Origin of the sequence: Thalassoglobus sp. JC818 (assembly GCF_040717535.1) — a bacterium.
In the GTDB taxonomy this organism is placed as follows: Bacteria; Planctomycetota; Planctomycetia; order Planctomycetales; family Planctomycetaceae; genus Thalassoglobus.
This window is the reverse complement of sequence record NZ_JBFEFI010000002.1, coordinates 399100-425680: the sequence shown is the minus strand read 5'-3', so window position 1 is coordinate 425680 and position 26581 is coordinate 399100. Positions and strand designations below refer to the sequence as shown.

Sequence of the window (26581 nt, the reverse complement as noted above, 5' to 3'; positions counted from 1 at the left end):
GGGAATTGAGGAAACCTCGACAGAGTGACGACGATTTGCCAAAGTCAACGACGTCACAGGTGCGATTCTTAGGAGTAAGGCGAGTTTAGTTTGATGGAACAATCAACCCCGCCCAGCGTAACGCCGACTTCGCAACAGGATCGCCCAATGGCAATCGCCCTGGGAAATACGACAACCGCTCCTCCTTCGCAGCTGTATCTTGGAATCGATCCGGGCCTCAACAAAACCGGCTACGCATTGATTCGTAGAACAGCCTCGCGACCTCGACTCGTCGAAGGAGGCGTGATCCGATCCACACGCACGAAAAACCTCGCTGAGCGTGTCTTTGAAATCGGGCAGGGTCTGCGAGAAGTCCTCGCTGAGTTCAAACCCGAAGCAGTCGCCATCGAACAGGTCTTCTCTTCGCCTCGCAATCCAAAATCGGCACTTCTGATGTCGCACGCTCGCGGCGCCATTCTGTACGCGGTCTGTGAAGCCTCCATCGGGATCATGCATTACACTCCCCGCCAGATTAAGAAGCTTCTGACTGGAACCGGAACCGCCTCGAAGGAGCAGGTTCAGGAAGCGATTCAACGAGAACTTGGCCTCAAGAAAATTCTCGAGCCGAACGACGTCGCTGATGCCAGTGCGGTCGCTTTGTGTCACTACTACAGCGCCCGCGTCGATCTCTCCCGCGATGAACAGTGCTGTCCCGTTCTTTAAGATTCTGAAACGATCTCGGGAACGCTCGCTCTCGATTGATAAGTTTCTTTCGTGAGAGCACACTGCTTCAGGAAATCGTCTGCGAAGCTTCCGGGAGTGAAAGAACTGCCCCGACGAAGAAGCCAATCGCCCCAACCAGCGTGAACAACGTCGCCAGTGTTGCAGCGGTTTCATTCACAGGACCGGGAGTGATGAATGCGCAGAGGGCGGACGCCATGAAAAACAGACATCCTAACAGGTTCACGAAGACGACCCACCAGGACAGGTCATTCGTATTCCACGACCAATAAGCGTGAGACACTTCCGCGAATGCAAGATATCCTGATGCGAGAAAGAACACGGAGCCAACATAATTCGGCACCCAGACAAATAAGTCCTGCTGGAACCAGCTCAGCGAAGGAAGCATCGCGTCGAATGTGTTCGCGTTGAAAAGGACCGTTCCCAGAAATTGAAGCAGGCAACTGAGCCAACCGATGTTCGCTGGCTTCCATCCCAGGAAAATCGTCGGCCGCGCGTTTTTACCGTCACCCACCTGTGAGGGTTGAGCATGATTCGTTTGATAAAGCTGCAAGTACGCCGCCAGCGTGAACGGGATTGAACCGGCGAAGTAAACCGCATTCACTTGCGTTGCTGTCAAACCGAATGTTTGCTTTTCGTTCGGGAGCAAGCTCAGCACACTGGCTGCGATAAACAGGCTGGCCCCGACGGCGAAGATCATTCCGATCCACCAGTTCAAAGTGGCTGGTGCCCAGAATTGTCTGCCACGCAGAATTCTGGCTTCGTCTTCGAGCATCTCCGGCAGGGTGAGATTCTTACGAGCGTGTCTCGAACTCCAGACGTACGCGGTCGAATCTTCGAACCTGTAGACCGTTCGCGTCACGAACGGCCATGGACCGATGGATTCAGTGCTGCGAACTTTCCTGAAGCGTTCTTCCCTCGAATCCATGTTGGAATGTCTTGAAGCTTGTGGTCGTTCGGAAGGCTCTATCTGCTCGTCACGCAGTGCAGAGATGCACAACTCAGTTCTCGCGTCGCGTGAAGGCTTCTGACAGATCTAGTGATGAAATCCCGAGGCATCTTTGGCTGTCATGGAATTCTGCACCGGGTGCTTTTCGAAGTATTCAATACCACGTTTGATGTCAGCCACGAGAAGTGTTCCGAGATCGCGGCTCACTCCGTGTCTCACGAGAATTCGCTGGATCGGCAAATCGTCGAGATGAGCGGGAAGCGAGTAGGCTGGTACTTGCCAGCCGCGCGTTCTCAGCCTGTCGGCCAGATCATAGAGAGAAAAACCGGGATCGGTGCCCTCTTTCATCTTCCAGCACAGGGCTGGGATTCCGGAATCCATCTGCCCGTTGTAGATCACATCGAACAGCCCGATCTCATTGATCTGCTCGGCGATGTATTGAGCCGTTTCGTAACAGGCCACGTGAATCTTTCGGTAGCCTTCTTTTCCGAGACGAAGGAAGTTGTAGTACTGACAGACAACCTGCCCGCCCGGACGAGAGAAGTTGAGGCCGATGTCCCGCATGTTTCCGCCGAGGTAGTTGACCCAGAAAATGAGATCTTCGGGAAGATCTTCGGGATCCCGCCACACAATCCAGCCAACGCCAAGCGGAGAGAGCCCGAACTTGTGCCCCGACGTATTGATCGACTTCACACGGGGAATCCGGAAATCCCACTCGAGATCCGGAGCGCAAAACGGCGCCAGAAAACCTCCACTCGCTCCATCGACATGCATGCGAATGTCGAGTCCTGACTCTGCCTGCAATCGATCGAGAGCAGCGGCCACCTCTTTGACCGGTTCATACTGGCAGGTAAAAGTCACACCTAAAGTCGGAACGACACCAATGGTATTTTCGTCACAGCGTTTCAGAACTTCGTCCGGTGTCATCAACATCCGGTCTTGATCCATCGGGATTTCGCGAAGTTCGATATCCCAGTACCGGGCGAACTTGTGCCAGCAGACTTGAACAGGTCCGGTGACGAGATTCGGCTTATCAATTGGCTTGCCGGCCGCTTTGCGTTGAGCTTCCCAATGACGTTTCATCGCCATTCCGCCGAGCATCGCTGCTTCACTGGAACCGGTTGTCGAACAACCAATCGTGTTGGCTCCAGCGGGTGAGTTCCAAAGATCCGCGAGCATGTGCACACAGCGCGCTTCGATCTCGGCCGTTTGCGGATACTCATCCTTGTCGACCATGTTTTTGTCCATGCACAGATCCATCAGTTCATGAACTTCAGGCTCTGCCCAGGTCTGACAGAATGTCGCCAGGTTCTGTCGGGAGTTTCCGTCGAGCATTAATTCATCGCGGACAACCGAGAATGCGCAGCGAGGGTCCTGTTCCTGTTGCGGAAACTGATACTTGGGCATGCTGACGGTCAGATCAATCGACGCGTACACATCATCGTCGAGATTCTCTCGAACCGTATCCTTCTCGTGGAGCGACATAGTCTTCCTTTCAACTGGGAAAGCGTCATCGACAATGGCGAGCTTTGGGCTCAAACGCGAGGGCGACGTTATTGATTCCGGCCTCGCTGCAGGTTAACGACTCGTGCAAGTATCGAACAGAAGTGGCTGTTTGTGGTCAAAAAGAGTTCAGACGAAATTCACCGAAAGATGATCATCCACGACAGGTATTCAATCCGCTGCCTCCGCATGAATCAGAACGATCCGGATGATCGTGAAGCGGTCTAAGCAACCATTAATGAATTTCCTTCCTATAAACGAAAACAGCCTCGGAGATGCTCCGAGGCTGTGATGCGTTGTCCGGGATAGAAACTTTATGGAAGCTTCTTCACGCGGATGTTCTTGAAGTGAACAGTGCTGCCGGGATCGTGTCCCTGAAGAGCGAAGGTTCCTTTGCCAATCAGTCGATCGAAACCTTGTTGAGCCTTCTGCCCATCCGGTTCGGTGTAGTCAGTGACAACTTTTCCATCGACCAGAATCTTGACGTTCTTGCCATTCACGATGATGTGCTGAGTCCACCATGTGTTGTCCGGAATGTGTTGTTCGTTGACATCATCCACAGCGTAGAGGCTTCCGGTTTTGCGTGGATCTTTGTGATAGGTGTTGTTGACCTGAGTTTCGAACCCGGCTTTTGGCCAGCCTTCATCCTGGTAAGCGGTGTGGAAGTAGATGCCACCGTTGCTGTTCGGTTCCGCCATCACATCGACTTTGAGTTCGAAGTTCTCGAACGGTGCCAGATCGCCTGTGTAGAAAACGTGGCTGCGAGGTCCGTTGCAGATAATTGCTCCGTCGGCGATTTTCCAGGTCTCTGGTGACTCGTTGATCGTCCAGTCGTCGAATGTTTCTCCATCCCAGATCTGCACGAAGCCTTCTTCTTCATCGTCGAGATAAGCGACAGCACGGCGGACTTCTGCAAGGCAGAGTTCGATGTCTGAGAGTGGGTTTTCAGGATTCTCTTCGTACTCGAGTGACAGGTTGCGGTCGAAGTCAATGTTTCGCAGTGCTCTGAGTACACCCACGACATTCAATTCCCCTTCACCGAGAATGGTGAAGATCTTGCCTTCCTGTTCGAGGTGTTTCTTTCGGTTCGGTGGGAGTGACTCAAGAAGCGTTGCTTTTTCTTCATCTGAGTAGATCGTTCGAACATCTTTCAGATGGACGCCGTAGACTCGTTTGCCGAGTTTCTGGATGACCTCAACTGGATCTTCATTACTTCGAAGATAGTGTCCGGTATCAACGCACGCTCCGATCAACGGGCTTCGTCCATCGACCCATTTCAAGACGTCGTCAACCTTGTCGTAGTCGGCTCCCGGACCATGATTGTGAATCGCGATTGGGATCTGGTATTCCTCGACTAGTCGATCGAGCAGTGCGAAGGTCGCTTCGTCTTTCTTTGGATTGGCACTGATCGAGAGCAGTCCCATCGCTTTGGCGTAATCAAAGACTTCGCGAGCTTTGGTTTCGTTGCTGTCGAAGCCAACCACTCCGTATGCGTCAAGAGTAATTCCCGATCCCGCGAGCAGTTTCTTCTGATCTTCAATGTGAGAAGGGAGCGTCGACATCGGAAGATGCTTGGAATAGGCTTCCCAATAGGTCAGTCCGAGTTCTTCGGAATGCTTGAGAGCTTCTTCAACGGGATACCCTCGCAGGGAATAACTCTGGATTCCCATTTTGAATCCCCCATAGGGATCATCAGACGCTGACGTGACAGCGGGGCAGACGAGCAGGCAACAAGCTGCGAAGCTCAGCATCTGCGGCAGAAAAGAACTTGTGAAAGATGGTTGGCGCATGTTGTCGGTTTCTCCGAGGCAGGAATACGTAGTGTGGCTCTCCAGTATGATGAGCAAATTCACAAGTATTCAAGTGTTGAAGCATTGATGTTGCCGCCAAAGCCGACATTATCCGCAAAACCGTCAAGGTTTGCCCCGTTCCTGTCGATGATGAGAGTGGAGCACTCTGCTCTATTCCATCAGATTTCAGCGAAATGGAGCAGTGATGAGCCCACGGATGCAGCAACGACTTTGTTTCTGGTCAGCGGGCAGCCTGTTTGTGGTTGGAATCGCATTGGTCACCAGCCCAACGACTCCGACACAATCGCCAACGTCTGCTTCCAGCATTTCGACTGATCAACAGAAGACTTCGAATCGACAATCTGACGATTCACCGACAATCGTCAAATCTGCCAGTGGGCAGCGAGAAGAAAAACAGACCGAATACGTCGCAGTGCGGACTCGAGCTGCGACATCGATCGATACATCCACCGAATTGACGACGGCAGAAGTCTCGCAAGCACAGCATCGAGAAGTAGCTTCGCTCGCCGAGAACGTTGTTGAGCAGACCTCATTCAAAAAAACAGAAGAACAAGCTTCGAAACTTGTACAGCTTGTCGGTGTCATTGCCCCGGTTGAAGATGAGTCAAAGTAGAGTGTGAGTTCATTCAATGTATGAGACGTACTGGAAGCTCACCTCCCGACCATTCGACGACCTCCCTGATCCGAGGTTTTACTTCCCGGCGCACTCGCACCAAACCGCTCTCTTGAAGCTGCGTTATCTGATCGAGCAGCGAAAAGGAATCGGGCTGATTGTGGGAGAACATGGGACCGGAAAGTCTTTCCTCCCGTACGTTCTCGAGCACGACGAAAAGTCTTCTCAGAATCTCCGTTTCATTCGACTGGTGATTCCACAGCTTGATCCGGAAGATTTGCTTCGATATTTCGCAGTTCGCTTGGGAATCGGTGGCGATCCCGATCAAACGCTCGATGGAATTCTAGTCGACCTCGAATCGAAACTCGTGGAAGTCGCCGACTCCGGTCAACATGTGGTGTTCTTGGTTGACGACGCTCATCTGCTCGGTGACGAACAGCTCAACGTCATTCGACTGCTGCTCAATCTGCGTGAGAATCCGCGAGTTGACTTTACGATTTTGCTACTGGGGAGAACAGAACTTCTCTCTCATGTGTCGCATCATCACGGCCTCGATCAACGCATCGCGGTTCGTTCCGGACTTTCCCCGCTGAAAGCCACTGAAGTACGGGAATACATTCAGCATCGAATTCGTGTCGCAGGCGGAGTTGACGACCAGTTTCACGAGAACGCTCATCAGACAGCCTGGGAACTGAGCGGAGGAATTCCTCGCAAGATCAATCAGATTTGCGACCTCGCCCTTCTCGTCGGTTTCGCCGATCAACTCGACACTCTCGGCCCGCTTGATCTCCAAACGGCCAACGAAGAGATCGAAACAGTCATCGCCTGACTGTATTCTCCTGTCGAAATTCTCCGAACGCACCACGACTGCAAAACGGCTTAGACAAGTTCGCGAATCACGTCGCCGGAAGGAACGAGGTGCGTCGGGCGTCCCGAATGGTCGATGATCGTATCATCTGTGCTGAGTCCGACAGCGTCGTAGACGGTTGCACAGAAATCTTCCACGCTAATCGGCCGATCGGTCGGGAACTCTGCCTTGCTGTTGGTCGCTCCGACAATCTGCCCGTGGCGATACCCTCCACCAGCAAACAGGATACTCTGCGCCTGTGGCCAGTGATCTCGTCCTGCGTCGCCATTGATGCGCGGTGTTCTTCCGAATTCTCCAGCTGAGATCACAGTCACATCGTCGAGCATTCCACGATCGTGCAGATCCTGAATCAACGTACCGACTGCCTGATCATGTCTGGGGAGTTTGAAACGAAGGTTGGCTTCAATTCGACCGTGATCATCCCAGTAACCTGTGTTCAGGGAAACGAAACGGACACCAGCCTCGACAAGTCGTCGCGCCAACAAAGCCTGTTCACCCCAACCCGGGCCGTAAGCATCTCGAAGTGACTGCGGTTCTTGTGACAGATCGAAAGCTGCTCGCGTCTTGCCAGTGAGTAGAATATCGAGAGCTTGCCCATCGATTTCATCGATCCCGGCGAAGACTCCCGAATGATCCATTTGATAGCGGAGTTGATCGAGTTGCCGCTGCAGCGAAACGCGATTCATCAGCCGACTCTCGCTCAGTGAATCGACGAGTTCGAAACTCTTGGCATCTCCAGTCGGCAGTCGGCCAGCTTCATTCCCGTAGCTGAATTCGCCGGTTCGAAACGGATTGTGTTGAACTCCTAACCAGGCTCCGCCATGGAACCCGAATCCTCCATCGTTAATGTTGACCGACGAAAGACTTCCCGGCTGCGTGGGGCCAAGAAGATGAGATGCCACTGCACCCATTGAAGGTTGTCGCGGCACACGGTCTGAACCATTCGCTCCCAGACGTCCGGTCAACATCCAGTGAGCGGCTGCCCAGTGGTCTCCATTGTTGTGTGAGAAGCTGCGAACAACCGTGCACTTATCCATCACCTTGGCATGGCATGGCATCAGTTCGCAGACGGGCAATCCGGGAAGCGTCGATTCGATCGAGCGAAATGGCCCTCGATATTCCGAGGGAGCATGAGGCTTCATGTCGAAGGTATCGAGCTGCGATGGCCCCCCATGCTGCCAGATCAAAATGACCGCTTTGTTCGACTTTGGATGACCGTTCGCTTCCGCCCGAAGCTGTTGACTGAGGCTCAAGCCAAACGGAGCGAGCGCTCCCACTTGGAGGAAACGTCGTCGCGATTGACGACCACACAATCGGCCTTTTTCTGTTCCAACAATTCGCAGCATCTTAGGAAGTCCGTCAATGATGTTATGTCGTGTGTTGTCGTTCAGGTGGCAGTCATCAAACTTCATCAATTCTTCAGATTATAGTTTGCAACGACTCATGGCGAGTCCAAAGTCATCCAACTTGGTTCAGGATTCCGGTCGACGAGTCACGATCATCGAACCTGTGAAACCCACTCCAGATCCGGATGAATCAATCGATCGCGTTCTGTCGCTGGCGAAATGAGTCCGGTTCGTTCTATCCTCTCGTCTCAACGAAACAGGGAGAGACAAGATGCGTTTGGCGTTGTGCATAATTCTCTGGATGGGAATCCAAACTGTGGCTGCGGACGATGTTTCGACTGCGCAGCCGCAAGGGCTCAGGAGTCATTCTCCGTCAACATTCCTTTTGAGAAATGCCCACGTCGTCGTTCGACCTGGAGTGGAACTCGAAAACGCGGACATCCTCGTTGTCGATCGGAAAATCTCGGTCGTCGGTGCAGGCCTAGTCGCTCCAGCAGAAGCTCAGGTTGTCGATTGCTCCGACAAAACAATTTATGCCGGATTTGTCGACGCTTACGTCGAGCAAAGTGTTTCGACCGAACCGATCGAGAGTGGAGCCCCTTATTGGAACGAAGCGATTCGGCCTCAATTGCGAGTCGCGCGACAGCTAGACGTGAATTCGCTGAACCAGTCGACTCGACGAAAACAAGGATTCACCTCGGTCCTGGCTGCACCGGATGGAGGCATTCTGAAAGGGTCCGGCTCCGTCATTCTGCTCACGGGGAAACCTGCGAGTGAAGCAATTCTGCGACCCGATGCGACGCAACACATCAAACTGACTGTCCAGCGTGGGAGAGGACGATCACCCAACTCCCCAATGGGGGCTGTCGCTCTCGCACGTCAGGCATTTTACGACGCCAAGTGGTACGACTCCGCCTGGTCCGTCGCGAAGGAAGATCCCACGCTGGAGCGACCCGAACAGAACGACGCGCTCGACGCACTCAATCTCGATCTTGCCGATGATCGACTCTTCATCGCAGACACGACGAACGAACTGATGTTTTTGCGAGCCGATCGTTTTGCGAGAGAATTTGGATTGGAGTTAGCTGTCCTTGGCAGCGGAAATGAATACCGCCGACTTAATGAAATCGCAGGAACCGGGCGGGCTGTCATTCTTCCCGTTGACTATCCCAAGCCGCCGAACGTCGGAACCATCGAAACAGCGATGAATGCATCTCTCGAAGATTTGATGCACTGGGACCTGGCTCCAGAGAATCCGGCACGCCTCGAAAAATCGGGCGTTACTTTCGCCTTCACAACGAATGGACTCGATTCGCCGTCCAAATTTCTTGAAGGACTTCGAACCGCAGTAAATCGTGGTCTTACCCGAGACAGAGCACTCTCTGCATTGACGGTCATCCCCGCAGAGTTGTTCGGCGTGGACGACCAGGTTGGAACGATCGAACAAGGGAAGTTGGCGAATCTCGTCATCACCGACGGCGACCTTTTCGAAAAGAAATCGAAAGTGGTCGAGACCTGGGTTGCCGGTCAAAGATTCGAATTCGATCGACCGTCAGATCGTGAAGTGACTGGAGAATGGACTCTCAGCATTGTCGATCCATCAGATGCAGAGTCTGTCGAGCAATGGAAACTATCGATTAGCGAACGTAAAGAAAAGCTCAGTGGAGAATTGTCGCGACCTGAAGAGATGGAAGAAGTTCCCGACGATCAAGTGAGCGATTCCAACGCTGACGCCCCTCCCGAAGACGAGACCGAAGAAATCTCTGACGACGATCCGAATGCGGCCTCAGAAGAGAAAGACTCGTCTCAGGAAGAAAGCGACGAAGACAAGAAAATATTCAAACTGACGAAGCTCATTCTGAATGGAACTCGCCTGAGTGGAACGTTCCTGAGCTACGACAAGCCGACGCCGGGAGTTGTCCGCTGGACAATGGTCATCGACAAGGATGGAAACACCGGCTCCGGACATATCCTCTATCCCGATGCCACGAAGAAGACTTTCACAGGAGAAAGATCGCCCTCAGAAGAGAACTCTTCAGACACCTCAGAGAGTGAAGACGACGAGTCAGAAGAATCCGACGATGAGGAAGAAGACCTGTCTTCGTCGTTCGCGGTGAACTATCCGCTCGGAGCCTATGGCGTCGATGAAGTCGTTTCCACTTCGGAGAAGGTTGCCCTCGTCGGTGCGACGATCTGGACATCCGGTCCGGAAGGGATCATTCAAAACGGCACCCTTCTCATTGACGGAGGAAAAATCGTTGCGGTCGGAGCCTATGTTCCCATCGACCGAAACACTCGAACCGTCGATGCAACCGGCATGCACATCACTCCCGGGCTGATTGATTGTCATTCCCACATGGCGACTGACGGCGGAGTGAATGAAAGTGGACAGGCCATTACCGCTGAAGTCCGGATCGGCGACTTCATTGATTGCGATGACATCAACATCTACCGCCAGTTGGCTGGTGGAGTGACCACGTCCAACATTCTTCACGGCTCTGCCAATCCCATCGGCGGACAGAATCAAGTCATCAAACTGCGCTGGGGAATGAACGACGAACAGCTGAAGTTTCGTGAAGCTCCGGCAGGCATTAAGTTCGCCCTCGGAGAGAACGTCAAACAAAGCAACTGGGGCGACGATCACACTTCTCGCTACCCGCAAACACGAATGGGTGTCGAGCAAATTTTCATCGACGAATTTCGCGCAGCCCAGGAATACGCTCAACGACAGGAACAATACCGTCGCGACCGAGAAGGAATTCCTCCGCGTCGTGATCTTGAACTCGATGCCATCGCTGAAATTCTCGCCGGTGATCGATGGATTCACTGTCACAGCTATCGCCAGGATGAGATTCTGGCTTTCATTCGTGTTCTCGATGAATTCGATATCACGATCGGAACGTTTCAGCACATTCTCGAAGGCTATAAAGTCGCAGATGCCATGGCTGAACATGGAGCGATGGGCTCTGCGTTCTCCGACTGGTGGGCTTATAAGTTTGAAGTGTACGACGCGATCCCTTACGCCGGTGCTCTGATGCACGAAGCTGGCGTTGTCGTCTCGTTCAACTCCGACGATCGAGAACTCGCCCGGCACCTGAACACTGAGGCAGCCAAAGCCATTAAATACGGAGGACTCAGTCCGGAAGAAGCTCTGAAGTTCGTCACGCTGAACCCCGCCAAACAGCTTCGGATCGACGAGTATGTGGGATCACTGGAAGCCGGAAAACATGCGGACTTCGTTGTCTGGTTCGGCTCGCCACTCTCGACGACGTCTCGCTGTGAGCAGACATGGATCGATGGCCGTCAGTACTTCGACTACACGCAAAGTCAGGTCGTTGCTGCACGAAACGACTCTATGCGGAACTCATTGATTCAGAAGATCCTGAAGACAGGGCAAGACATGAAAGACCCGGACGCGGAACCGGATGACCCGGAACAACTCTGGCCACGTGACGACATGTTCTGTGGAGTTCACGGTTTTCAGGACTAGTTCGCAATCCATGCCCTGATCGCATTCATCGCTCAAATATGTGTCATGTTATGAAACTAAATTCAGTGATCCGATCCCGAACTTTATTCTGTGCTAGTGTTCTGGCAGCTCTCATTGTTTCCTTAACACTGAAGGCATCGGATGAAATTCCGGGAGGCCCTCAGCGAGGACCGATTGCACTCATCGGAGCCGATGTTTACCCAGTGAGTCAGCCTCCAATTCCCAACGGAGTGGTGCTCTTCGAGAAGGGGAAAATCACAGCCATCGGCCCCGCCCGAGAGATTGCGATTCCCGCCAACACACAGAGAGTTTCTCTCGCAGGTAAGCGAATCTATCCCAGCTTAATCGAATCACATTCGATTCTCGGACTTGTTGAAATTCCAGCGGTCCGGGCCAGTCGAGACCAGCGTGAGACCGGCTCCATCAACCCCAACGTGCGGGCTGTCGCAGCTGTGAATCCCGACAGCGAATTGATTCCAGTCGCGCGAGCAAATGGAGTCCTTCTCGCGTTGTCTGCTCCGGAAGGTGGTCTGGTTTCCGGTCAAGCTTCGATGCTGCAGTTGGATGGCTGGACGAGTGAAGACCTCGCGTTGGAACCATCCATTGGAATGATCGTGAACTGGCCAAGTGTCAAAAACGATCTCAAAGACGGCTCCAACGACAAGGACCGTGTTGACGAACTTCGAGACCTGCTCGATGAAGCTCGAGCCTATCGCGCTGGTCGAGTTGGGGATCAAAGCCAACAGCAGACTGATCTCAAGCTGGAAGCACTTCGCCCGGTGATCGATCGGCAAATTCCGATTCTGGTCTGGGCGGATTCCGTTTCCGTCATCCAATCTGCCGTTGCGTTTGCCGTCGAACAGAATATCAGAATCGTCATCCTTGGCGGCTACGATGCTCCAGCGTGTGCTGATCTCCTGAAGAAGCACGAAGTTCCAGTTGTTGTCTCCGCCGTGTACCGACTCCCTCGTCGAAGGAACGATGCATTCGACTCTGCCTATACGTTACCTGCGAGGCTACACGCAGCGGGGGTTTCGTTTGCTATCTCAGGCAGTGCGTCATCGCGAAGCTCGTCGAATACCAGAAACCTTCCGTATCACGCGGGCGTCGCTGTGGCTTACGGACTTCCCGAAGATGAAGCCTTGAAAGCGATTACGTTGTCCCCTGCAGAGATTTATGGAATCGAAGATCGCGTCGGATCCCTCGACGTCGGAAAAGATGCGACACTCATTGTGACAGACGGCGACCCGCTCGAAACGCCGACGAGTGTCACACATGCGTGGATTCAAGGACGTTCCGTGGAGCTCACAAGCCGTCACACCCGGCTCTACGAAAAGTATCAGCAAAAGTATCGACAGCTGGGAAGCCAGTAGAATCCGGGATTTACGGGTCATCGCTTTACGATGATTCGACTGGCGCGTACTATCCGCCGTCTTTAACAACTCTCTGTGTGTAAGGACGGTGGACGGATGTCTGTCTTGCTGCAACTTGTCAAAGGCGAGAAAAGCTACGGCGACCAGATGCTTCTGGATCAGGCGGATGTCACGCTGTATGAAAACGTCAAAGTTGGTTTCGTCGGCCGAAACGGTGCCGGAAAATCGACGCTTCTCCGAGTTCTTCTCGGTGAAGAAGATCTGGACAGCGGAGAAGTCATTCGCAGCCCGGATCTAAGAATCGGCTACTTACGTCAGCACGATCCGTTTCAGCCCGGCGAATCTGCGATGGATTTCCTTCTGCGCGATTCCGGACAACCCGACTGGAAATGCGGCGCCGTCGCTGGTCAGTTTGAACTCAAGGGAGCCTACCTTGAAGGTCCGATTTCGGCACTTTCCGGAGGATGGCAGACCCGCGTCAAGCTGGCAGCCCTCCTCCTTCACGAACCGAATTTGCTTGTCCTCGATGAACCGACGAACTTCCTCGACCTTCGAACACAAATTCTTCTCGAACACTTCTTGCGTGGGTTCAATCAGGCTTGTTTGATCGTTTCTCACGATCGATCATTCCTCAGCCAAACATGTTCAGAAACCCTCGAACTCTCTCGGGGCAAACTGACGATGTACCCCGGACAAATTGAATCGTTCCTGGAGTACCGACAAGAACGCAAAGAACACGACGAACGAATCAACGCGGCGGTCGAAGCGAAGCAGAAACAGCTCCAGCGATTTATCGACAAGAACCGCGCCCGTGCGAGCACTGCTGCTCAAGCGAAATCGAAAAGTAAGCAACTCGAACGCCTCCAACTCGTTGACATCGCTGCCGAGGAAGCAGTCGCGCACATTCGCGTCCCGACGGTCGAACCTCGAAAAGGTCCAGCAGTTCGTTGCGAAGGTATGGCCATTGGTTATCCGAAAAATACCGTCGCCAAGGACATCACCCTGGAGATTGAACACGGCGATCGCGCTGCAATCGTCGGGGATAACGGACAAGGAAAAACCACGCTTCTGCGAACTCTCGTCGAGTCACTGAAACCGGTCGAGGGGGATGTCCGCTGGGGTTATGGATGTGAGATCGGAACTTACGCGCAGCACGTCTACACATCCCTTCCGCCCGAGCAAACTGTCCTTGAGTACCTCGATTACGTCGCCAAACCCGGCACGACCACGCAAGAACTTCTCGCGGGTGCTGGAGCGATGCTCTTTCGCGGAGGACACACCAAGAAGAAGGTATCAGTCCTGTCGGGGGGAGAGCGAGCACGTCTCTGTCTCGCCGGCCTGCTTCTCGGGACTTACAACATTCTCGTTCTCGACGAACCGGGCAACCACCTGGATGTTGAGACTATTGAATCACTTCTCGACGCACTCGAGGACTACGAAGGAACTGTGATTTTCACCAGCCACGATCGGCACTTCATGAAGCGTCTCGCGACGTCTGTCATCGAAGTCCGCGACGGGCATGTGCGGAATTACGGAGGCGACTACGACTCTTATCTTTACTCGGTCAACAAAGAGATCGACGACGGAGAACGTGAGCGAAATTCAAAAGCAAAGTCGTCGCCGGGAGTTGAACTAGCTCCGGAATCGACACGGACGCAAGCCGACTGGAAAGAAGAGAAGAAGCTTCAACGCGAAATCTCAAAGCTCGAAAAATCAATCGCTCGTCTCGATGACCGAAAACGTGAGCTCAATGACAAACTCGCGAAAACTCCCGACGCGACGGAAGCAATGAAAGTTCACGAAGAACTGACCGAAGTTCAGTCTCAATTGACGGAAGCAGAGGACCGCTGGCTGGAACTTCAAAGCGGAGAATAGAGCAAGTTGCTCTTTCCTGTGCACGCGCTTGTGCTGCTTCACAAGATAAAAGGCTGTGCTTGCTCGTGCGAGTTCGTTCACACCAAAGCAAAAAATGCTCTAATTCGGGAAGTTCAATCTCGGCTATTACGCGCCGGGACCAGCTTTCAAGATCGGGATGAGCTTTTCGAACTCGGAGCGCAGCTGATGATTGAGAGTCTGCGCCCGATTTGAATCTTCATTCTTCGCACACTCTTCAAGTGACAAGAGCGTTTCAGCGGGAGCGAGGGCTCCAATGCTCAAAAGAGTCCCCTTGAGTGTATGAGCGTTCTTGCTGAGTCGGTCGAACTCTTCATTTTCAATGCTGGTTCGAATCCCCTCGAGAAGCGGAGGGTATTCCGCGAGGAATGCGTCCAGCACGGTTTCCAGAAGTTCAAGATCCCCAGCGACATTCTCTAATGCCACCGACCAGTCGTAGTTCTTCCATGGATCTTCGACTGGCGATCCCGCATCAGGGGTCGATGTCGACGACGAACCATTCGACGAGTTCATGATGGAACTCAATTTCTCGCGAAGCTCACCCACTCGGACAGGCTTCGAAAGGTAGTCATCCATTCCGGCGGCCAGACACTTCTCGCGGTCTCCCGACATTGCATGTGCGGTCATGGCAATGATTGGAAGATGTTTATCTTCGGCTTCCAGAGCACGAATCTGTTGCGTCGCTTGTAGACCATCCAGATCCGGCATCTGAATGTCCATCAGAATCACATCGAACTCAGCCTTTTGCCACTTGTCAATGGCCTCGATTCCGGTTTCGGCAACGGTCACTTCGCAGTTCAGCTTGTTGAGAATTCCGACCGCCAATTTCTGATTGACGAGATTGTCCTCTGCCAGCAAAACGCGACAGCCCTTGAATTGATCGACATCTAACGATGCTTCCTCAACCTCATTCATCCCGGCAGATGGCTGTACACCGAGCGCTCGTACAATCTCTTCGAAAACCTCGGACTGCTTGACCGGCTTCATCATCTTGGCGCTGATGTTGAGTTCCCGTCGGCGTTCCGTATCGCCAGGTCTTCCACCCGATGTAAGCATCAACAGCGGCAGAGTCTGAAATTGCACTTCTTTACGGACCCACTCTGCGAAATCAAATCCCGATGCTTCAGGCATGTTGACATCCAGAAGAACCGCCTGGATCGGTCGGGATGTTTCAGCAGCTTGCCGAAGCGCTTCAAATGCGGCTTTCGCGGAGTGGACAGCTTCCGGTTGGACTCCCCAGTTCGAAAGCATCTGAGTCAGGATTCGACGATTCGTCGCGTTGTCGTCGACAATCAGAATGCGAGCCCCTTCAATCTCTGAGACATCTGGCTGTACGTTCGAATCTTCCGCATGATCGATCTCCAGCTGCGCGGAGAACGTGAAGGTACTTCCGCTCCCGGCTTCACTCTGAACCGAAATCTCTCCATTCATCAGCTGTACAAGCCGCGACGAAATCGCCAGCCCGAGACCGGTTCCGCCGTATGTTCGTGTCGTCGATGAATCCGCCTGTTGAAACTCATCGAAGACGAGAGCCTGCTTGTCTTCAGGAATTCCAATCCCCGTATCACGGACAGAAATCTGAAGAGTGATGAGGTCCTGCGTCGACTCCACTGCTTCGATCGTCAGGACAACTTCGCCTTCCGAAGTGAATTTGATCGCATTCCCGACGAGGTTCACGATGACCTGTCTCAATCGACCGACATCCCCAATCAGAGCCATCGGGATCTTGGGGTCAATCGAGTAAGCCAATTCGATGCCCTTCGCGTGTGCCCGCAGAGCGAGTGAGCGCAGCGTGTTTCCAATGCTTTGGTGAAGGTCGAAAGACCTGCGGTCCAGTTCCAGGTGACCCGCTTCGATTTTGGAAAAGTCGAGGATGTCGTTGAGAAGGCTCAGTAAAGACTCCCCGGATTCCTGGACGATCTTCAAATACTCCCGCTGCGATCGATCAAGACTGGTATCGAGCAGCAACTCCGTCATCCCAATGATCGCGTTCATCGGAGTTCGAATCTCATGACTCATGTTGGCAAGAAAGTCACTCTTGGCTTTGCTTGCCAAATCGGCCGAATCGCGAGCTTGTTGTAATTCGTCCTGCGTCTTCTTGAGTTCTGTGATATCTCTGGAAATCCCGAATGTTCCGACGACTTCACCAGCGCTGTCTCGAAGAGGCATTTTGGTCGTTGAGACCCATGTGTCCTCCCGATCCGGCCATGTCTCCTTTTCAATTCGCGCCACCATCGGAACCCCCGTGGCCATGATCTTTGCTTCATCCGCAAGAGCCTGACGGGCATGTTCTTCAGTAAATATGTCTGCGTCGGTGAGACCGATGGCTGCATCCGCCGATTCAATTCCAAACTTGCGTGCTTGGGCAGAACTCATCCGGATAAAGCGACTCGCTTTGTCTTTGAAGTAAATGGCATCGGGAATATTGTCCATCAGGGACGACATGAGCGAGCGTTCATGATCGAGCGCCTCTTCGGTTCGATTGAGCCGGGAGACATCCCAGAAAACAATCTGCACGCCGACGACCTTTTGGTCCGGAGTGCGAAGCGGAGTTTTAATTCGCTCAATCCAATAGCGTTCTCCGTCTGCATTGAGGTGTTTCTCAACTGCCCAAGAGCGTTCCCCCGTCGACATCACCTGTTGGTCATCAGCACTGAACTCGCGAGCGAGATCTTCCGGGAAGAGGTCAAAGTCCGTTTTCCCCTGCATCTCTTCGAGCGTGAAGTTATGCAGCTTGAGATAGGCCGGATTCCCATAAACTCTGCGGCCCGATCGATCTTTGATGAGAATGTGGAACGGCAAGCTGTCGAGCAGAGTCCGGTAAGCGTCCCAGTTTTGAACATTCGATCCTTGAGACGGGACGCTCTCAGGACTCCATATCCATTGCAGTGATGACTTGGGATCTGAAGAGGAACTCTCATCCGACATAATCAGCAGGGCCTGCAAGAGCGTGTTTCAGGTTGTTTCGACGAACTCGCGCGATCTCATCGAGTGATCCCCCGAGCTTATGAGTTCAGGCGTCTGCACGAAATAGAGCATCCAGCTCCAGACTTTCCCAGCACCTGACTACCGTGTCACTTCGCTGCTTAATCTTACCAGACAAGGGATGACTCTGAGTACACGAATTCTCTGGATTCAATGATCTCACTCCAATGTTGATGGCAACCGAACGTTCTCAATAACACGAGTGCTGATGGTCGTGATCGCTTTTCAGAGAGATGAACCCTCGACCCGATTCATCTTCAACGTAGAATGATTGGACTGAATCGAAATCAGAGCACGATTTGCCTTGATGCAATCGTGACAACATTGAAACTTTTCGTGAATTGAGACGTTGAGAAAGGAATCAGCGGATGGCTGGTCGTGGAAGCGGCGGAAATGTGGTCGCAGCTTTGTGTAGTTTCTTCATCCCCGGGTTGGGACAACTCCTCCAGGGACGTCCGTTTGTCGGACTGATCCATCTGGTGATCGACATCTTATTGTGGATCTTCTGGTTGGGATGGCTGATGCACATTTACTCTGCGTATTCAGCAGCAGTCTTCGACCCCGATCGACTGGACTAGAGCAAGTTGCTCTTTCCTGTGCACTCGCTTGCACTGTTTCACAAGTGAAAAGGCTGTGCTTGCTCGTGCGAGGGAGTGCACACAAAATCCGAAAATGCTTACGGACACGTTTCAGCTTCGAATCTCTGAGCGAGAGAAGACTCTCATTCCGAATCAAATTCCGCTCGCGACAACTCGCTTTACGGTTGCGATGGGAGATCTTCCTCGCGTTCGACTGCAAATTCGGTTTGCAGAATAGACACTCTTTTCGGGATCGATCCCGCTGCCCAGACTGGAGCGACGCGGATCGTCCAATGAGTCTCTTGAGGAAGAATCGTTGCTTCGATGACTCGTCCACAATAGATCGGCACAGAGGAAAGCGAAGCGGCAAGGTCGGTGTAAACGAGGTCTCCGACAGCAACCGGCTCCGTTCCTTTCACTTCAAGAATGCGACAGTCTTCCCCGGTTCCTTCGAGAATCCCGGACGTGCCGACCACCAGTCCAAGCTCCGATTCACGAACGAGGCGAACAGCCATTCGAAACTGTGGATCGAAGATCGGTTGGACAATCGTCGTCCAGCGGCCAACCTGATGTGTTCGCCCCAAAAGCGCGCGACCGGTGGTTACCAACCGGTCGAGCCGGATATCGGCATTCTCACCTTGATCGATCAGCAATCCGGTTTGCTCAAGCACGAGCTCCTCACTCGAAATTCCGTGACGGCTGCCAGCTGAAACCAGGAGCGAGACCGTCATCGAAGATTCTTCGCCCGTCACTCCTAAAACGTTGGCGTCGATCGCACGTGTCGTCAAAAGTGAAGATGTCTGTGAGGGCGGAGTTACTTCCGGGACCTGTCGAAGACGTTCGTTCTCGCGTCGAAGTTGTGCGATTTGAGTTTGCAGATCTCGTTTCTCGGCTTTGAATCGCTCAGCTTCGACCGCGTCTTGAGGGCTCTCTTCACTCGGTGAAAGCGGTCTTCGAAACAGCGACGAGACAGATTTCTCGGCTTGTTGAATTCCCTGCAATGTCAAACCAGCAGCGTCGCCGAGCGATGTGCGCAGTTGACCTTTCCAGTGATCTGGTCCGATGTACAGAAGGCAAGCGAAGACGACCCAGCCGGCGAAACATAGTATTGGACGTTTCCACGAAGCGGGCATTGGTACTTCAGGCGCTTAAGTATTGGAGCGGGGAAACAAGTAACGACACGATCAATTCCAGCGAACTGACTTTGCTCAAAACCCTGCTCCTTCGGTTTGGAATTTCTTCCTCCAGTAGTGCAGATGCTCGAGACAGATCGCAGTTCCTCGTGCGACTGTTGTCAGTGGTTCATCATCGACTCGGACAGGAATGCCCAGATGTTCCTGAAAGAATTGCCCGGCATTTCGAAGCAATGCACCGCCGCCGGTCAGCACCAGTCCCGTGTCAGCGAGATCTCCGATCAACTCCGGATCGCATCCTTCAATCGTCAGCTTGATGCTTCCGACGATCTTCCACAAACACTCAACGAGTGCTTCCCGGATCTCTTCACTCGTGATGGTCGCCTTCCGCGGAATTCCGCTGATTCCATCAAGCCCACGAACTTCCGTATTCAATTCCGAAGCAAGCGGCGCTGCGCTGCCGATTTCGATTTTGATTTGCTCAGCGGTTCCAATTCCGATTCTCAACGAGTATCGCTGCCGAATGTAGTCACGAATCGCTTCGTTCATTTCATCGCCCGCCACGCGTGTCGACTGGCTGGCGACGATTTCACCGAGGCTGAGGATAGCGGTTTCAGTCGTTCCGCCTCCGATGTCGCAGATCATGTTGGCAAGCGGTTCAGAGATCGGTAACCCTGCACCGATGCTGGCAGCTTTGGCTTCTTCAATCAGATAGATTCGACCCGCCCCGGCTCGCTCGGCTGAATTGAAGACGGCTCGTTTCTCGACGGGTGAAATTTCCGACGGAACGGCGATGACCACTCGCGGGCGGAGTCCACCCTTCGGAGGAGCTGCCTTGCGAATAAAGTAGTTGAGCATCTGCTCGCAGAGGTGGAAGTCGGTGATGACTCCATGTTTGATCGGTCGCACTGCTTCGATCGATCCGGGAGTCCGACCAACCATCTGTTTCGCGAGTTTCCCGATCGCTGCACCGCGACCCAGAATCTGGCGAGAGTCTTTCGACCGAGCGACAATCGTTGGCTCATTCAATACGACACCCTGCCCCCGTAAGGTGATCAATGTGTTCACCGTACCGAGGTCAATTCCGAGATCGGGGCAAAGCCAGTCGCGCAGCCGATTTAGCATCCCTGCAGAGTGTCCATCCATGGTTTCGAGAGGAAGGACAAGTTGTATCGTGATTCCCGGCACGGCGGCAAGACGGAAACGACAACAAGAGTGACCACTTGTCCACTTCTCGAAACTGAACCATCTCTTAGACGATCGGGCTGTGATTCGCATAAACGATCACAGCATCGATCGGTAGAAATGGATGCAGCAAAACCATCTGAATGGCTTAGAACTCACCGAGCACGTTTCCGTCGGAACGTTGTCCAAGCCAGCGGAAGGTGTTGTAGTCGACATTTTCACTGAGGAAATGGACCGATCCATCCGCCAGCAGAAACTGAATTCCCCCAACGTGATTCGAGGAAAAGTTGACGATGTGATTGGTCGAATTGGGAGTGTGGTGCATCTGCATTCCGCCCATGCCTCCGCCCCCCATCCCACCGCCCATACCGCCTCCCATTCCTCCACCCATGCTCATCATTTGTCCGACATGACCAAGCACCAGCGAAGCAGAACCTTCATCTGCCATCATCATCATTCCAGAGGAACGCATCGCACCGGGGATCGCGGCATACCAGGTTGAATTGGCAGCAACTGAAGGAACAGTCCGGTCGAACTGATGAGTGGAAGCACGTTCGCCGACCAGCATCGTATTGGAGAGTCCGTCGGTCACGTCGCGAAAACGAGTGCTGCTGTTGCGATAGAAAACTCCAGCCGGATCAGGTCGTCCCGGATTCATCGTGACACTTCCGTATCCGTAAACTCCCACGAAATTCGACTTGGCCAGTTGGACACCTCCCGCGGTCCCATCGACCGTAAATTGCAACGGGCCAGGATCGGAAGGACAGGTGAATGTAGAAATGGGAGTGGCTGCACTGACGAGATTGGCTGTGTCATCAGCGTTCAGTTCGAAGTCGATCTGTTCATAGAGCGGAGTCATCTCAAGCTGGGGAAGGATCATCGTTCCCCACGCGAAGTTCGGGCCGTTCTCGGCCGAGGCAGGATCGCCAGCTTGAACATCTCGAGTGATGTAACCCGGCGGCAGAACACCCGCGATGTCATGGTAATTGTGCAGAGCCAGTCCGAGCTGTCTCAGATTGTTTTTGCACTGAGTTCGACGGGCAGCCTCACGCGCCTGTTGAACAGCTGGAAGTAGCAGAGCGATCAGGATTGCGATGATGGCAATCACGACGAGAAGTTCGATGAGTGTAAAAGCGCATCGGCGCTGTCTGCGAGAAAACATCTTTCCCTCCGAAAGTAGAGCACCTGACCAGCAACACTGGATCAGGGAAGTGAAATTGAGTTCGAAATAGAGCGTTCGCACTCAACACTTCGGAGGAGGGGGATCGATCGGATCGACGCGATGCACGAGTTGTTCGTCGATCATGTCAACGAAACTTTGGACCGGTCGATTCAGCCAGCCTGATGGCGAATCGGATAGGAGGCGAGGTTCACAATTGAGAATGAAGAGAACCGAGACCGGACTTCCGCATCGGCAACTACGTACCGAAACGGGATAACTCGATTCGGTAGCCTTCTCACTCTTTCCCGAACAGCACTTGGGTGCGGAATCAGTCTTGGAGCAGCAACACTGTGCATTCGACTGCCCGCCTGAGCAACACTGCCGCGCACCCTGACGACTCTTCGGACCGCAAGTGCACGTCTTCTGCTGAGTGGAGAAACCGACGCTCGTTAAGCCGATCCACACCGTCAGCGCAAATAACGCCAATCGATCAAATGATGTCCTTCGCCGTGGGCAGTACATTTCCAAATTCTAAAGCATCACAATCGAGCATGCACCCGCTCAGGGAATGCCTAACAGATCTTCCTTCGTTTTCTCTCACGCAGTGTTGCATGGAATGAAGCGTTTTAAAGCTGCGCACTCGGTTCCGATTTCGTTTCGCGAATCCGCGTCCTCAGAAGCGTTTGGAGGCCAAAGATCGACTCGAAGAACTGGCGATTCCTGCGCAGAGAAATTTGCTCAACGGACAAATCATCGATCACCGGAACAGAAATCACAAGTCGGTTTCGGTTTCGAGTACAGGTGATTTCTTTAACCCGTTGAGTTCTAGACGCATCGAGCGCAATGGCAATTCGCAAGATGGCTGCCAGTTTCGAGACAGCCACTCGACGATAGCGATCAAGCGCCGCGTAAGTCTGGTGGCTGGGCTTGGGGAGTGCCCGGCGATGGTATCGAGCGACCAAAGCCACCAGATTCAAATCATCGGAAGTTAAACCGAAGAGGCTGCTGTTCATGATCAAATACATCGAGTGTTTGTGAACGCTCGACTCACTGATGAACGTTCCAATCTCGTGAAGCAGGGCTGCGACATAAAGGAATGTCTCAAACCGCTCATCCAGTTCGTGCTCGGCTTGCAACTGACGAAACAGCTGTCGACAGAGGTCCGCAACACACGCAGCATGATCTTTATCAACGTGATATTTCTCAGCCAGCTTCCACGCAGAGCGAATGATCTGCGACTGAAACTCCGGGCTCCAGTTTCCGCCGTCGGCGAGATCTCGAATGAGGCCATCTCGCAGATTCACGTTCGAAATCAAAACGGTCTCGACGCCCAGCAACTCAGCGAGAGTCTGATTGATCAGCAACGCTGGTGCGATTGTTTCCGCTTCTGGAAACGAAAGCTGGTATCGGGAGACGAGTGTCTCTTCCCTTTTCGTGAAGAGGAAATCCGTAAACTCAGATAAGTCCGATCGAGAGATCTTCGTGAGTTGGTCATCGCTGACCGGCTCTTTCGAAACCTGACTCGCGGCAAATCGGATATCTCCACCCATCGCCACCATAATGGCCGGGACATCGGGTTGGATCAGTTCGGTGAGGGGTTCGAGGTGGCTGCGGATTTCTGTGAGCATCACGCGCCGCATGCGTTCTCTTGGAACATTGTAAGCTGCGAGTGTCTGTTGCATTCGCAGCGACCCGAGACGGAACGCCTGCGAGTGGGAGACGTTGCCCTGATTCAGGAGCAGCAGTTCCGTGCTTCCTCCTCCTACTTCCACAACAAAGGCTTGCGACTCGAAGAGGTCTGGTGTCGCTCGCAGCAGTGGTTGAACTCCGCGATAGGTGACGCGATGAAGCTCGGCAGCATCGAGCGTCTCGACGAACAATCCCGTCGCGACGAAAATTCTATCGACGAACGTCATTCGATTCAGAGCTTCGCGGACGGCGCTGGTCGCAATCACTCGAATATCTTCAGGGCGGACAATCGAGTACTCATCGAGTTTGCGTCGATAGTCCTTGAGAGTTGCAACGCACTCCTCCATTGTCGAGCGGGCAATTTCCCCGGTCGTGAAGGTATCTTTCCCGAGCGCAACTCCTTGCGAGAGCGATTCCAGCAGACGGACTTCGCCTTCTCCGCTGATCTCTGCAATCGCCATGCGAATCGACGTTGTTCCGACATCAATCACAGCGACCGTTCGGATCCGCCCAGTTGTCGTCCGGTGAATTGTGCTCACGTGCTGCCTCCTGACAATTTCGCTCCCGAGCAGTTCGAAGCATGCTCGAATTCTGCAACTTCAGGCACATCATAGAAAATGGGAGGCCAGATCGCCCCTGAATTTCTGACAAGATTTTGCAGTCCCCACAATTGGAGTGCAAAGAGTCTTGGAAGCTGGCAGCTCGCGGACGCACGCAAACGTTAAGAGTATGTTCACGTCAACGAAATGAACCGATCACGACGACCTAAAACCGGTTAAGCCGGTAGGGGGCAGTGTCAACGTGAGTCGGTGCTCGAGTGACCAGCTCGGCCATCAGTTTTCCTGTTGCTGGAGCCATTGAAACTCCCAGCATGCTGTGGCCTGATGCGACCCAGGTGTTGTCGAACTTCGGAACCTGACCGATCATCGGAACACCATCGGCACTCATCGGTCGCCAACCGTACCACTGCTCCTGAACAGGTTCTGCGGTCGGCGTGTGCAAATACTCTTTCGCCCCCTCGAGCAGTAGATTGAGCCGAGACGGAGGAAGAGAAGTATCGTAGCCGGCGAACTGCATCGTTGAACCAATCCGATAAGCATTCGTCAATGGAGTAATCGCGACTCGATGCTCCTCAAAAATCATCGGATAACGCGGGCAATTTTCCGGGCGAGGCATCGTCAGCGAATACCCCTTGCCCGGTTGTATTGGGAGCGACAGCCCCAGCTGCTTCATGAGTTGGGGAGTCCATGCTCCCAGCGCAACGATGAGTTGATCGACTTTAATTTTTCCGGACGTTGTTTCAATTTCTGTAATCGCTGAACGTGTTCGATTCAGATTCAGGACTTCGGTCTGTTCTCGAATCTCGACGCCCTGTCGGTCCAGACAGGCACGCCAGGCAGCCATCAATTGACTCGGATGAATGTGTGCGTCGCATTCATAAAGCCATCCTCCTCCGAGCCCCGGCTTCAAAGCCGGTTCCAACTCGTTGAGATCTTCTCCAGGAAACGCTTTCGCACTAAGTCCGAATTCTTCCGTAAGCAGTTTGTCCACTTCTCGGTAGTGCTCAAAACTCTTCGCAGAGTGATGAACGAAAAGAAGCCCATCGGAATGCCAATCGCAATTGTTGAGGACTCCGGTCTCAATCAGGCTCGCATAGAGTTCGCGTGATGAATCGAGCAGTGCTTGCCGCGCCCGTCCTGCGGAAAGCATGTGTTGTCGATTGCAATTTGATGCGAACTTCAAGAGCCATCGCCAAAGGGCTGGGTCCCATCGTGGTGAAATCGAAAATGCTGAATTTCGTTGGAAGAATGTCTTCAGCGTGGATTGAATCGCTCCGGGCTGACACAGGGGAAGAATGTGGCTGGGCGAAATGAATCCGCAATTACCGTGGGAACAGGCTCCCCCGAAAGTCCCCTTTTCGAGAATCGTGACCTTCGCTCCGGTTTGACTCAGGTAATAAGCACAAGCTGCTCCAACAACGCCACCGCCGAGAATTGTGATGGATGGTGCCTGAGAGTTCATAGAGTTGTTCGCTGTCGAGAGAGTCGTGTCAGTCACGGCCGGATTCCAAAACGAAACGGATCATTGGCATTCAGGATGAGGGTCGATTCCGCATTCACAAACGCCGTACCTGTGATCGTTGGAATCACGCCCCCTTCCACCGGCTGAACGCTGCCAGCGAAGACGCTTCCGATGATGCTTTCCTGCCGAAACAAATCCCCAGGCTTCAACTTTCCATCCTCATACAGACAGGCGAGTTTGGCACTCGTTCCGGTCCCACATGGGGAACGGTCATAAGCTTTGCCGGGACACAACACGAAATTCCGAGAGTCGTTCGACGGGTCCAGCGGGGGACCGAACAGTTCGATATGATCGATTTCTGCCCCGTTCGCTCCACAAATCCCCTGGGCAGCGAGGGCTTTGCGAATCTTCCAGGTGACGGACGTCAGTTCCTCAACGTTGGCGAGTTTCAAATCGAAACTGTGATCGTTGATCAGAAAGAACCAGTTTCCGCCCCAGGCGATATCTCCCGTGAATGAACCGAGACTCGGAACATCGACCGAAACATCTTTCGCAAATCTGTACGAAAGCACGTTTGAAAATCGAACTTCATGGTCATTCAGAAGTTCAAATTCAACGACTCCTACCGGTGTCTCCAGAAGATGCTTCCCGGGCTCAATTCGCTTGAGGGCTCGCAGCGTGACTGCAACGCCAATCGTCCCGTGTCCACACATTCCGAGCGGGCCGACATTGTTAAAGAAGATGACTCCGGCAACTGCTTCAGGCGACTGCGGAGGCAAGAGCAACGCCCCGACCATCACGTCTGAGCCGCGGGGTTCATTGACCACTGCGGAACGAAATTCGTCGAATTGAGTTCGCAAGCGTTCTCGCTGATCGATCAGTGAACCGCTGCCGAGATTTGGTCCGCCGGAAATGACGACTCTTGTCGGTTCCCCTCCAGTATTCGAATCAATGACCCCGATTCTCTGGACCACATCAGAATGTTCAGAAAGCGACATGAAGAATGTTTATCCGCTGATGTCTTACAAAACGTCAGAACGTCCTCGAATTGGGCGACGTCAACCGCAGCCAATCACAAGCGACGATGCTCTCGAACACATGGAATCGTGTGCTGTGAAATTGTGACAAACTCAATCGAAGTTGTCTTCTGACGGAGACACGTCCAAATCAGATTGTCGCTCAATCTCTGTTTTGAAAATCCCTCGATGTGAGCGAACTCACCGCTCACGAGAAGAAACAACACAAAGAGCCAGCTATGTCA

General features: G+C 53.2%; 19 protein-coding genes. 8 read left to right on the top strand and 11 right to left on the bottom strand.

Annotated features, from left to right (window positions below):
• The first annotated feature begins 93 nt into the window (after positions 1-93).
• Complete coding sequence (gene ruvC / locus AB1L42_RS06095; protein ID WP_367052451.1) at positions 94-702, top strand: crossover junction endodeoxyribonuclease RuvC; 609 nt, start codon at positions 94-96, stop codon at positions 700-702.
• 67 nt (positions 703-769) lie between these two features.
• Here the strand turns inward: ruvC and AB1L42_RS06090 are convergent, their stop codons facing one another.
• The 3 genes from AB1L42_RS06090 to AB1L42_RS06080 form a co-directional block, all read right to left on the bottom strand.
• On the bottom strand, positions 770-1648 hold the full coding sequence (locus tag AB1L42_RS06090) for a hypothetical protein (RefSeq protein ID WP_367052449.1): 879 nt from the start codon (positions 1646-1648) through the stop codon (positions 770-772).
• A gap of 108 nt (positions 1649-1756) precedes the next feature.
• On the bottom strand, positions 1757-3154 hold the full coding sequence (locus AB1L42_RS06085) for a glutamate decarboxylase (RefSeq protein ID WP_367052447.1): 1398 nt from the start codon (positions 3152-3154) through the stop codon (positions 1757-1759).
• A gap of 332 nt (positions 3155-3486) precedes the next feature.
• Complete coding sequence (locus tag AB1L42_RS06080) at positions 3487-4962, bottom strand: family 16 glycoside hydrolase (protein ID WP_367052445.1); 1476 nt, start codon at positions 4960-4962, stop codon at positions 3487-3489.
• A 205-nt stretch (positions 4963-5167) separates the two neighbouring features.
• On the opposite strand from AB1L42_RS06080, the gene AB1L42_RS06075 reads away from it, so the two are divergent.
• Together AB1L42_RS06075 and AB1L42_RS06070 are read left to right on the top strand one after the other, a co-directional pair.
• On the top strand, positions 5168-5596 hold the full coding sequence (locus tag AB1L42_RS06075) for a hypothetical protein (protein ID WP_367052443.1): 429 nt from the start codon (positions 5168-5170) through the stop codon (positions 5594-5596).
• 16 nt (positions 5597-5612) lie between these two features.
• Entirely contained in the window at positions 5613-6425 is an 813-nt protein-coding gene (locus AB1L42_RS06070) for an AAA family ATPase (protein WP_367052441.1), read from the top strand.
• A 50-nt stretch (positions 6426-6475) separates the two neighbouring features.
• Here AB1L42_RS06070 and AB1L42_RS06065 read toward each other — a convergent pair whose 3' ends face one another.
• Positions 6476-7810, bottom strand: coding sequence for a DUF1501 domain-containing protein (locus AB1L42_RS06065; protein WP_367052439.1), 1335 nt, complete (start codon positions 7808-7810; stop codon positions 6476-6478).
• A gap of 97 nt (positions 7811-7907) precedes the next feature.
• On the opposite strand from AB1L42_RS06065, the gene AB1L42_RS06060 reads away from it, so the two are divergent.
• The 4 genes from AB1L42_RS06060 to AB1L42_RS06045 all read left to right on the top strand — a co-directional run bounded on the left by AB1L42_RS06060 (position 7908) and on the right by AB1L42_RS06045 (position 14548).
• A complete protein-coding gene (locus tag AB1L42_RS06060) occupies positions 7908-8033 on the top strand; it encodes a hypothetical protein (protein WP_367052437.1) in 126 nt (41 codons plus the stop codon).
• Between the two features lie 48 nt (positions 8034-8081).
• The gene (locus AB1L42_RS06055; RefSeq protein ID WP_367052435.1) at positions 8082-11300 is read left to right on the top strand and encodes an amidohydrolase family protein; all 3219 of its coding nucleotides are present in this window, start codon (positions 8082-8084) and stop codon (positions 11298-11300) included.
• A gap of 50 nt (positions 11301-11350) precedes the next feature.
• Entirely contained in the window at positions 11351-12673 is a 1323-nt protein-coding gene (locus tag AB1L42_RS06050) for an amidohydrolase family protein (protein WP_367052433.1), read from the top strand.
• 96 nt (positions 12674-12769) lie between these two features.
• Entirely contained in the window at positions 12770-14548 is a 1779-nt protein-coding gene (locus AB1L42_RS06045; protein ID WP_367052431.1) for an ABC-F family ATP-binding cassette domain-containing protein, read from the top strand.
• A gap of 126 nt (positions 14549-14674) precedes the next feature.
• Here AB1L42_RS06045 and AB1L42_RS06040 read toward each other — a convergent pair whose 3' ends face one another.
• Positions 14675-17494 carry a response regulator gene (locus AB1L42_RS06040; RefSeq protein ID WP_367052429.1) on the bottom strand — a complete coding sequence of 940 codons (2820 nt, stop codon included), beginning with the start codon at positions 17492-17494 and terminating at the stop codon, positions 14675-14677.
• A 425-nt stretch (positions 17495-17919) separates the two neighbouring features.
• Here AB1L42_RS06040 and AB1L42_RS06035 point away from each other — a divergent pair, with 425 nt between their 5' ends.
• The gene (locus AB1L42_RS06035) at positions 17920-18129 is read left to right on the top strand and encodes a hypothetical protein (RefSeq protein WP_367052427.1); all 210 of its coding nucleotides are present in this window, start codon (positions 17920-17922) and stop codon (positions 18127-18129) included.
• A gap of 179 nt (positions 18130-18308) precedes the next feature.
• On the opposite strand, the gene AB1L42_RS06030 is transcribed toward AB1L42_RS06035, so the two are convergent.
• The 6 genes from AB1L42_RS06030 to AB1L42_RS06005 all read right to left on the bottom strand — a co-directional run bounded on the left by AB1L42_RS06030 (position 18309) and on the right by AB1L42_RS06005 (position 26294).
• Entirely contained in the window at positions 18309-19262 is a 954-nt protein-coding gene (locus AB1L42_RS06030) for a rod shape-determining protein MreC (RefSeq protein WP_367052424.1), read from the bottom strand.
• 75 nt (positions 19263-19337) lie between these two features.
• Positions 19338-20408: a rod shape-determining protein gene (locus AB1L42_RS06025; RefSeq protein ID WP_367052422.1), complete on the bottom strand. Its 1071-nt coding sequence runs from the start codon at positions 20406-20408 to the stop codon at positions 19338-19340.
• 187 nt (positions 20409-20595) lie between these two features.
• Positions 20596-21609 (bottom strand): DUF1559 domain-containing protein, encoded by a 1014-nt coding sequence (locus AB1L42_RS06020; RefSeq protein ID WP_367052420.1) that lies wholly within the window; start codon positions 21607-21609, stop codon positions 20596-20598.
• Between the two features lie 626 nt (positions 21610-22235).
• Positions 22236-23837: a Ppx/GppA phosphatase family protein gene (locus AB1L42_RS06015; protein ID WP_367052418.1), complete on the bottom strand. Its 1602-nt coding sequence runs from the start codon at positions 23835-23837 to the stop codon at positions 22236-22238.
• Positions 23838-24063: 226 nt separating this feature from the next.
• Positions 24064-25356: an FAD-dependent oxidoreductase gene (locus tag AB1L42_RS06010; protein WP_367052416.1), complete on the bottom strand. Its 1293-nt coding sequence runs from the start codon at positions 25354-25356 to the stop codon at positions 24064-24066.
• Positions 25353-26294 carry a proline racemase family protein gene (locus tag AB1L42_RS06005; protein ID WP_367053174.1) on the bottom strand — a complete coding sequence of 314 codons (942 nt, stop codon included), beginning with the start codon at positions 26292-26294 and terminating at the stop codon, positions 25353-25355. The genes AB1L42_RS06010 and AB1L42_RS06005 overlap by 4 nt, the downstream gene beginning before the upstream one ends.
• Positions 26295-26581: the final 287 nt, after the last annotated feature.

Coding starts and splice junctions, on each gene's coding strand:
- AB1L42_RS06065 (WP_367052439.1), bottom strand. CDS start 7,810: ATGCTGCGAATTGTTGGAACAGAAAAAGGCCGATTGTGTGGTCGTCAA.
- AB1L42_RS06075 (WP_367052443.1), top strand. CDS start 5,168: ATGAGCCCACGGATGCAGCAACGACTTTGTTTCTGGTCAGCGGGCAGC.
- AB1L42_RS06060 (WP_367052437.1), top strand. CDS start 7,908: ATGGCGAGTCCAAAGTCATCCAACTTGGTTCAGGATTCCGGTCGACGA.
- AB1L42_RS06035 (WP_367052427.1), top strand. CDS start 17,920: ATGGCTGGTCGTGGAAGCGGCGGAAATGTGGTCGCAGCTTTGTGTAGT.
- AB1L42_RS06090 (WP_367052449.1), bottom strand. CDS start 1,648: ATGGATTCGAGGGAAGAACGCTTCAGGAAAGTTCGCAGCACTGAATCC.
- AB1L42_RS06045 (WP_367052431.1), top strand. CDS start 12,770: ATGTCTGTCTTGCTGCAACTTGTCAAAGGCGAGAAAAGCTACGGCGAC.
- AB1L42_RS06085 (WP_367052447.1), bottom strand. CDS start 3,154: ATGTCGCTCCACGAGAAGGATACGGTTCGAGAGAATCTCGACGATGAT.
- AB1L42_RS06050 (WP_367052433.1), top strand. CDS start 11,351: ATGAAACTAAATTCAGTGATCCGATCCCGAACTTTATTCTGTGCTAGT.
- AB1L42_RS06040 (WP_367052429.1), bottom strand. CDS start 17,494: ATGTCGGATGAGAGTTCCTCTTCAGATCCCAAGTCATCACTGCAATGG.
- AB1L42_RS06080 (WP_367052445.1), bottom strand. CDS start 4,962: ATGCGCCAACCATCTTTCACAAGTTCTTTTCTGCCGCAGATGCTGAGC.
- AB1L42_RS06070 (WP_367052441.1), top strand. CDS start 5,613: ATGTATGAGACGTACTGGAAGCTCACCTCCCGACCATTCGACGACCTC.
- AB1L42_RS06025 (WP_367052422.1), bottom strand. CDS start 20,408: ATGGATGGACACTCTGCAGGGATGCTAAATCGGCTGCGCGACTGGCTT.
- AB1L42_RS06020 (WP_367052420.1), bottom strand. CDS start 21,609: ATGTTTTCTCGCAGACAGCGCCGATGCGCTTTTACACTCATCGAACTT.
- AB1L42_RS06055 (WP_367052435.1), top strand. CDS start 8,082: ATGCGTTTGGCGTTGTGCATAATTCTCTGGATGGGAATCCAAACTGTG.
- AB1L42_RS06030 (WP_367052424.1), bottom strand. CDS start 19,262: ATGCCCGCTTCGTGGAAACGTCCAATACTATGTTTCGCCGGCTGGGTC.
- ruvC (WP_367052451.1), top strand. CDS start 94: ATGGAACAATCAACCCCGCCCAGCGTAACGCCGACTTCGCAACAGGAT.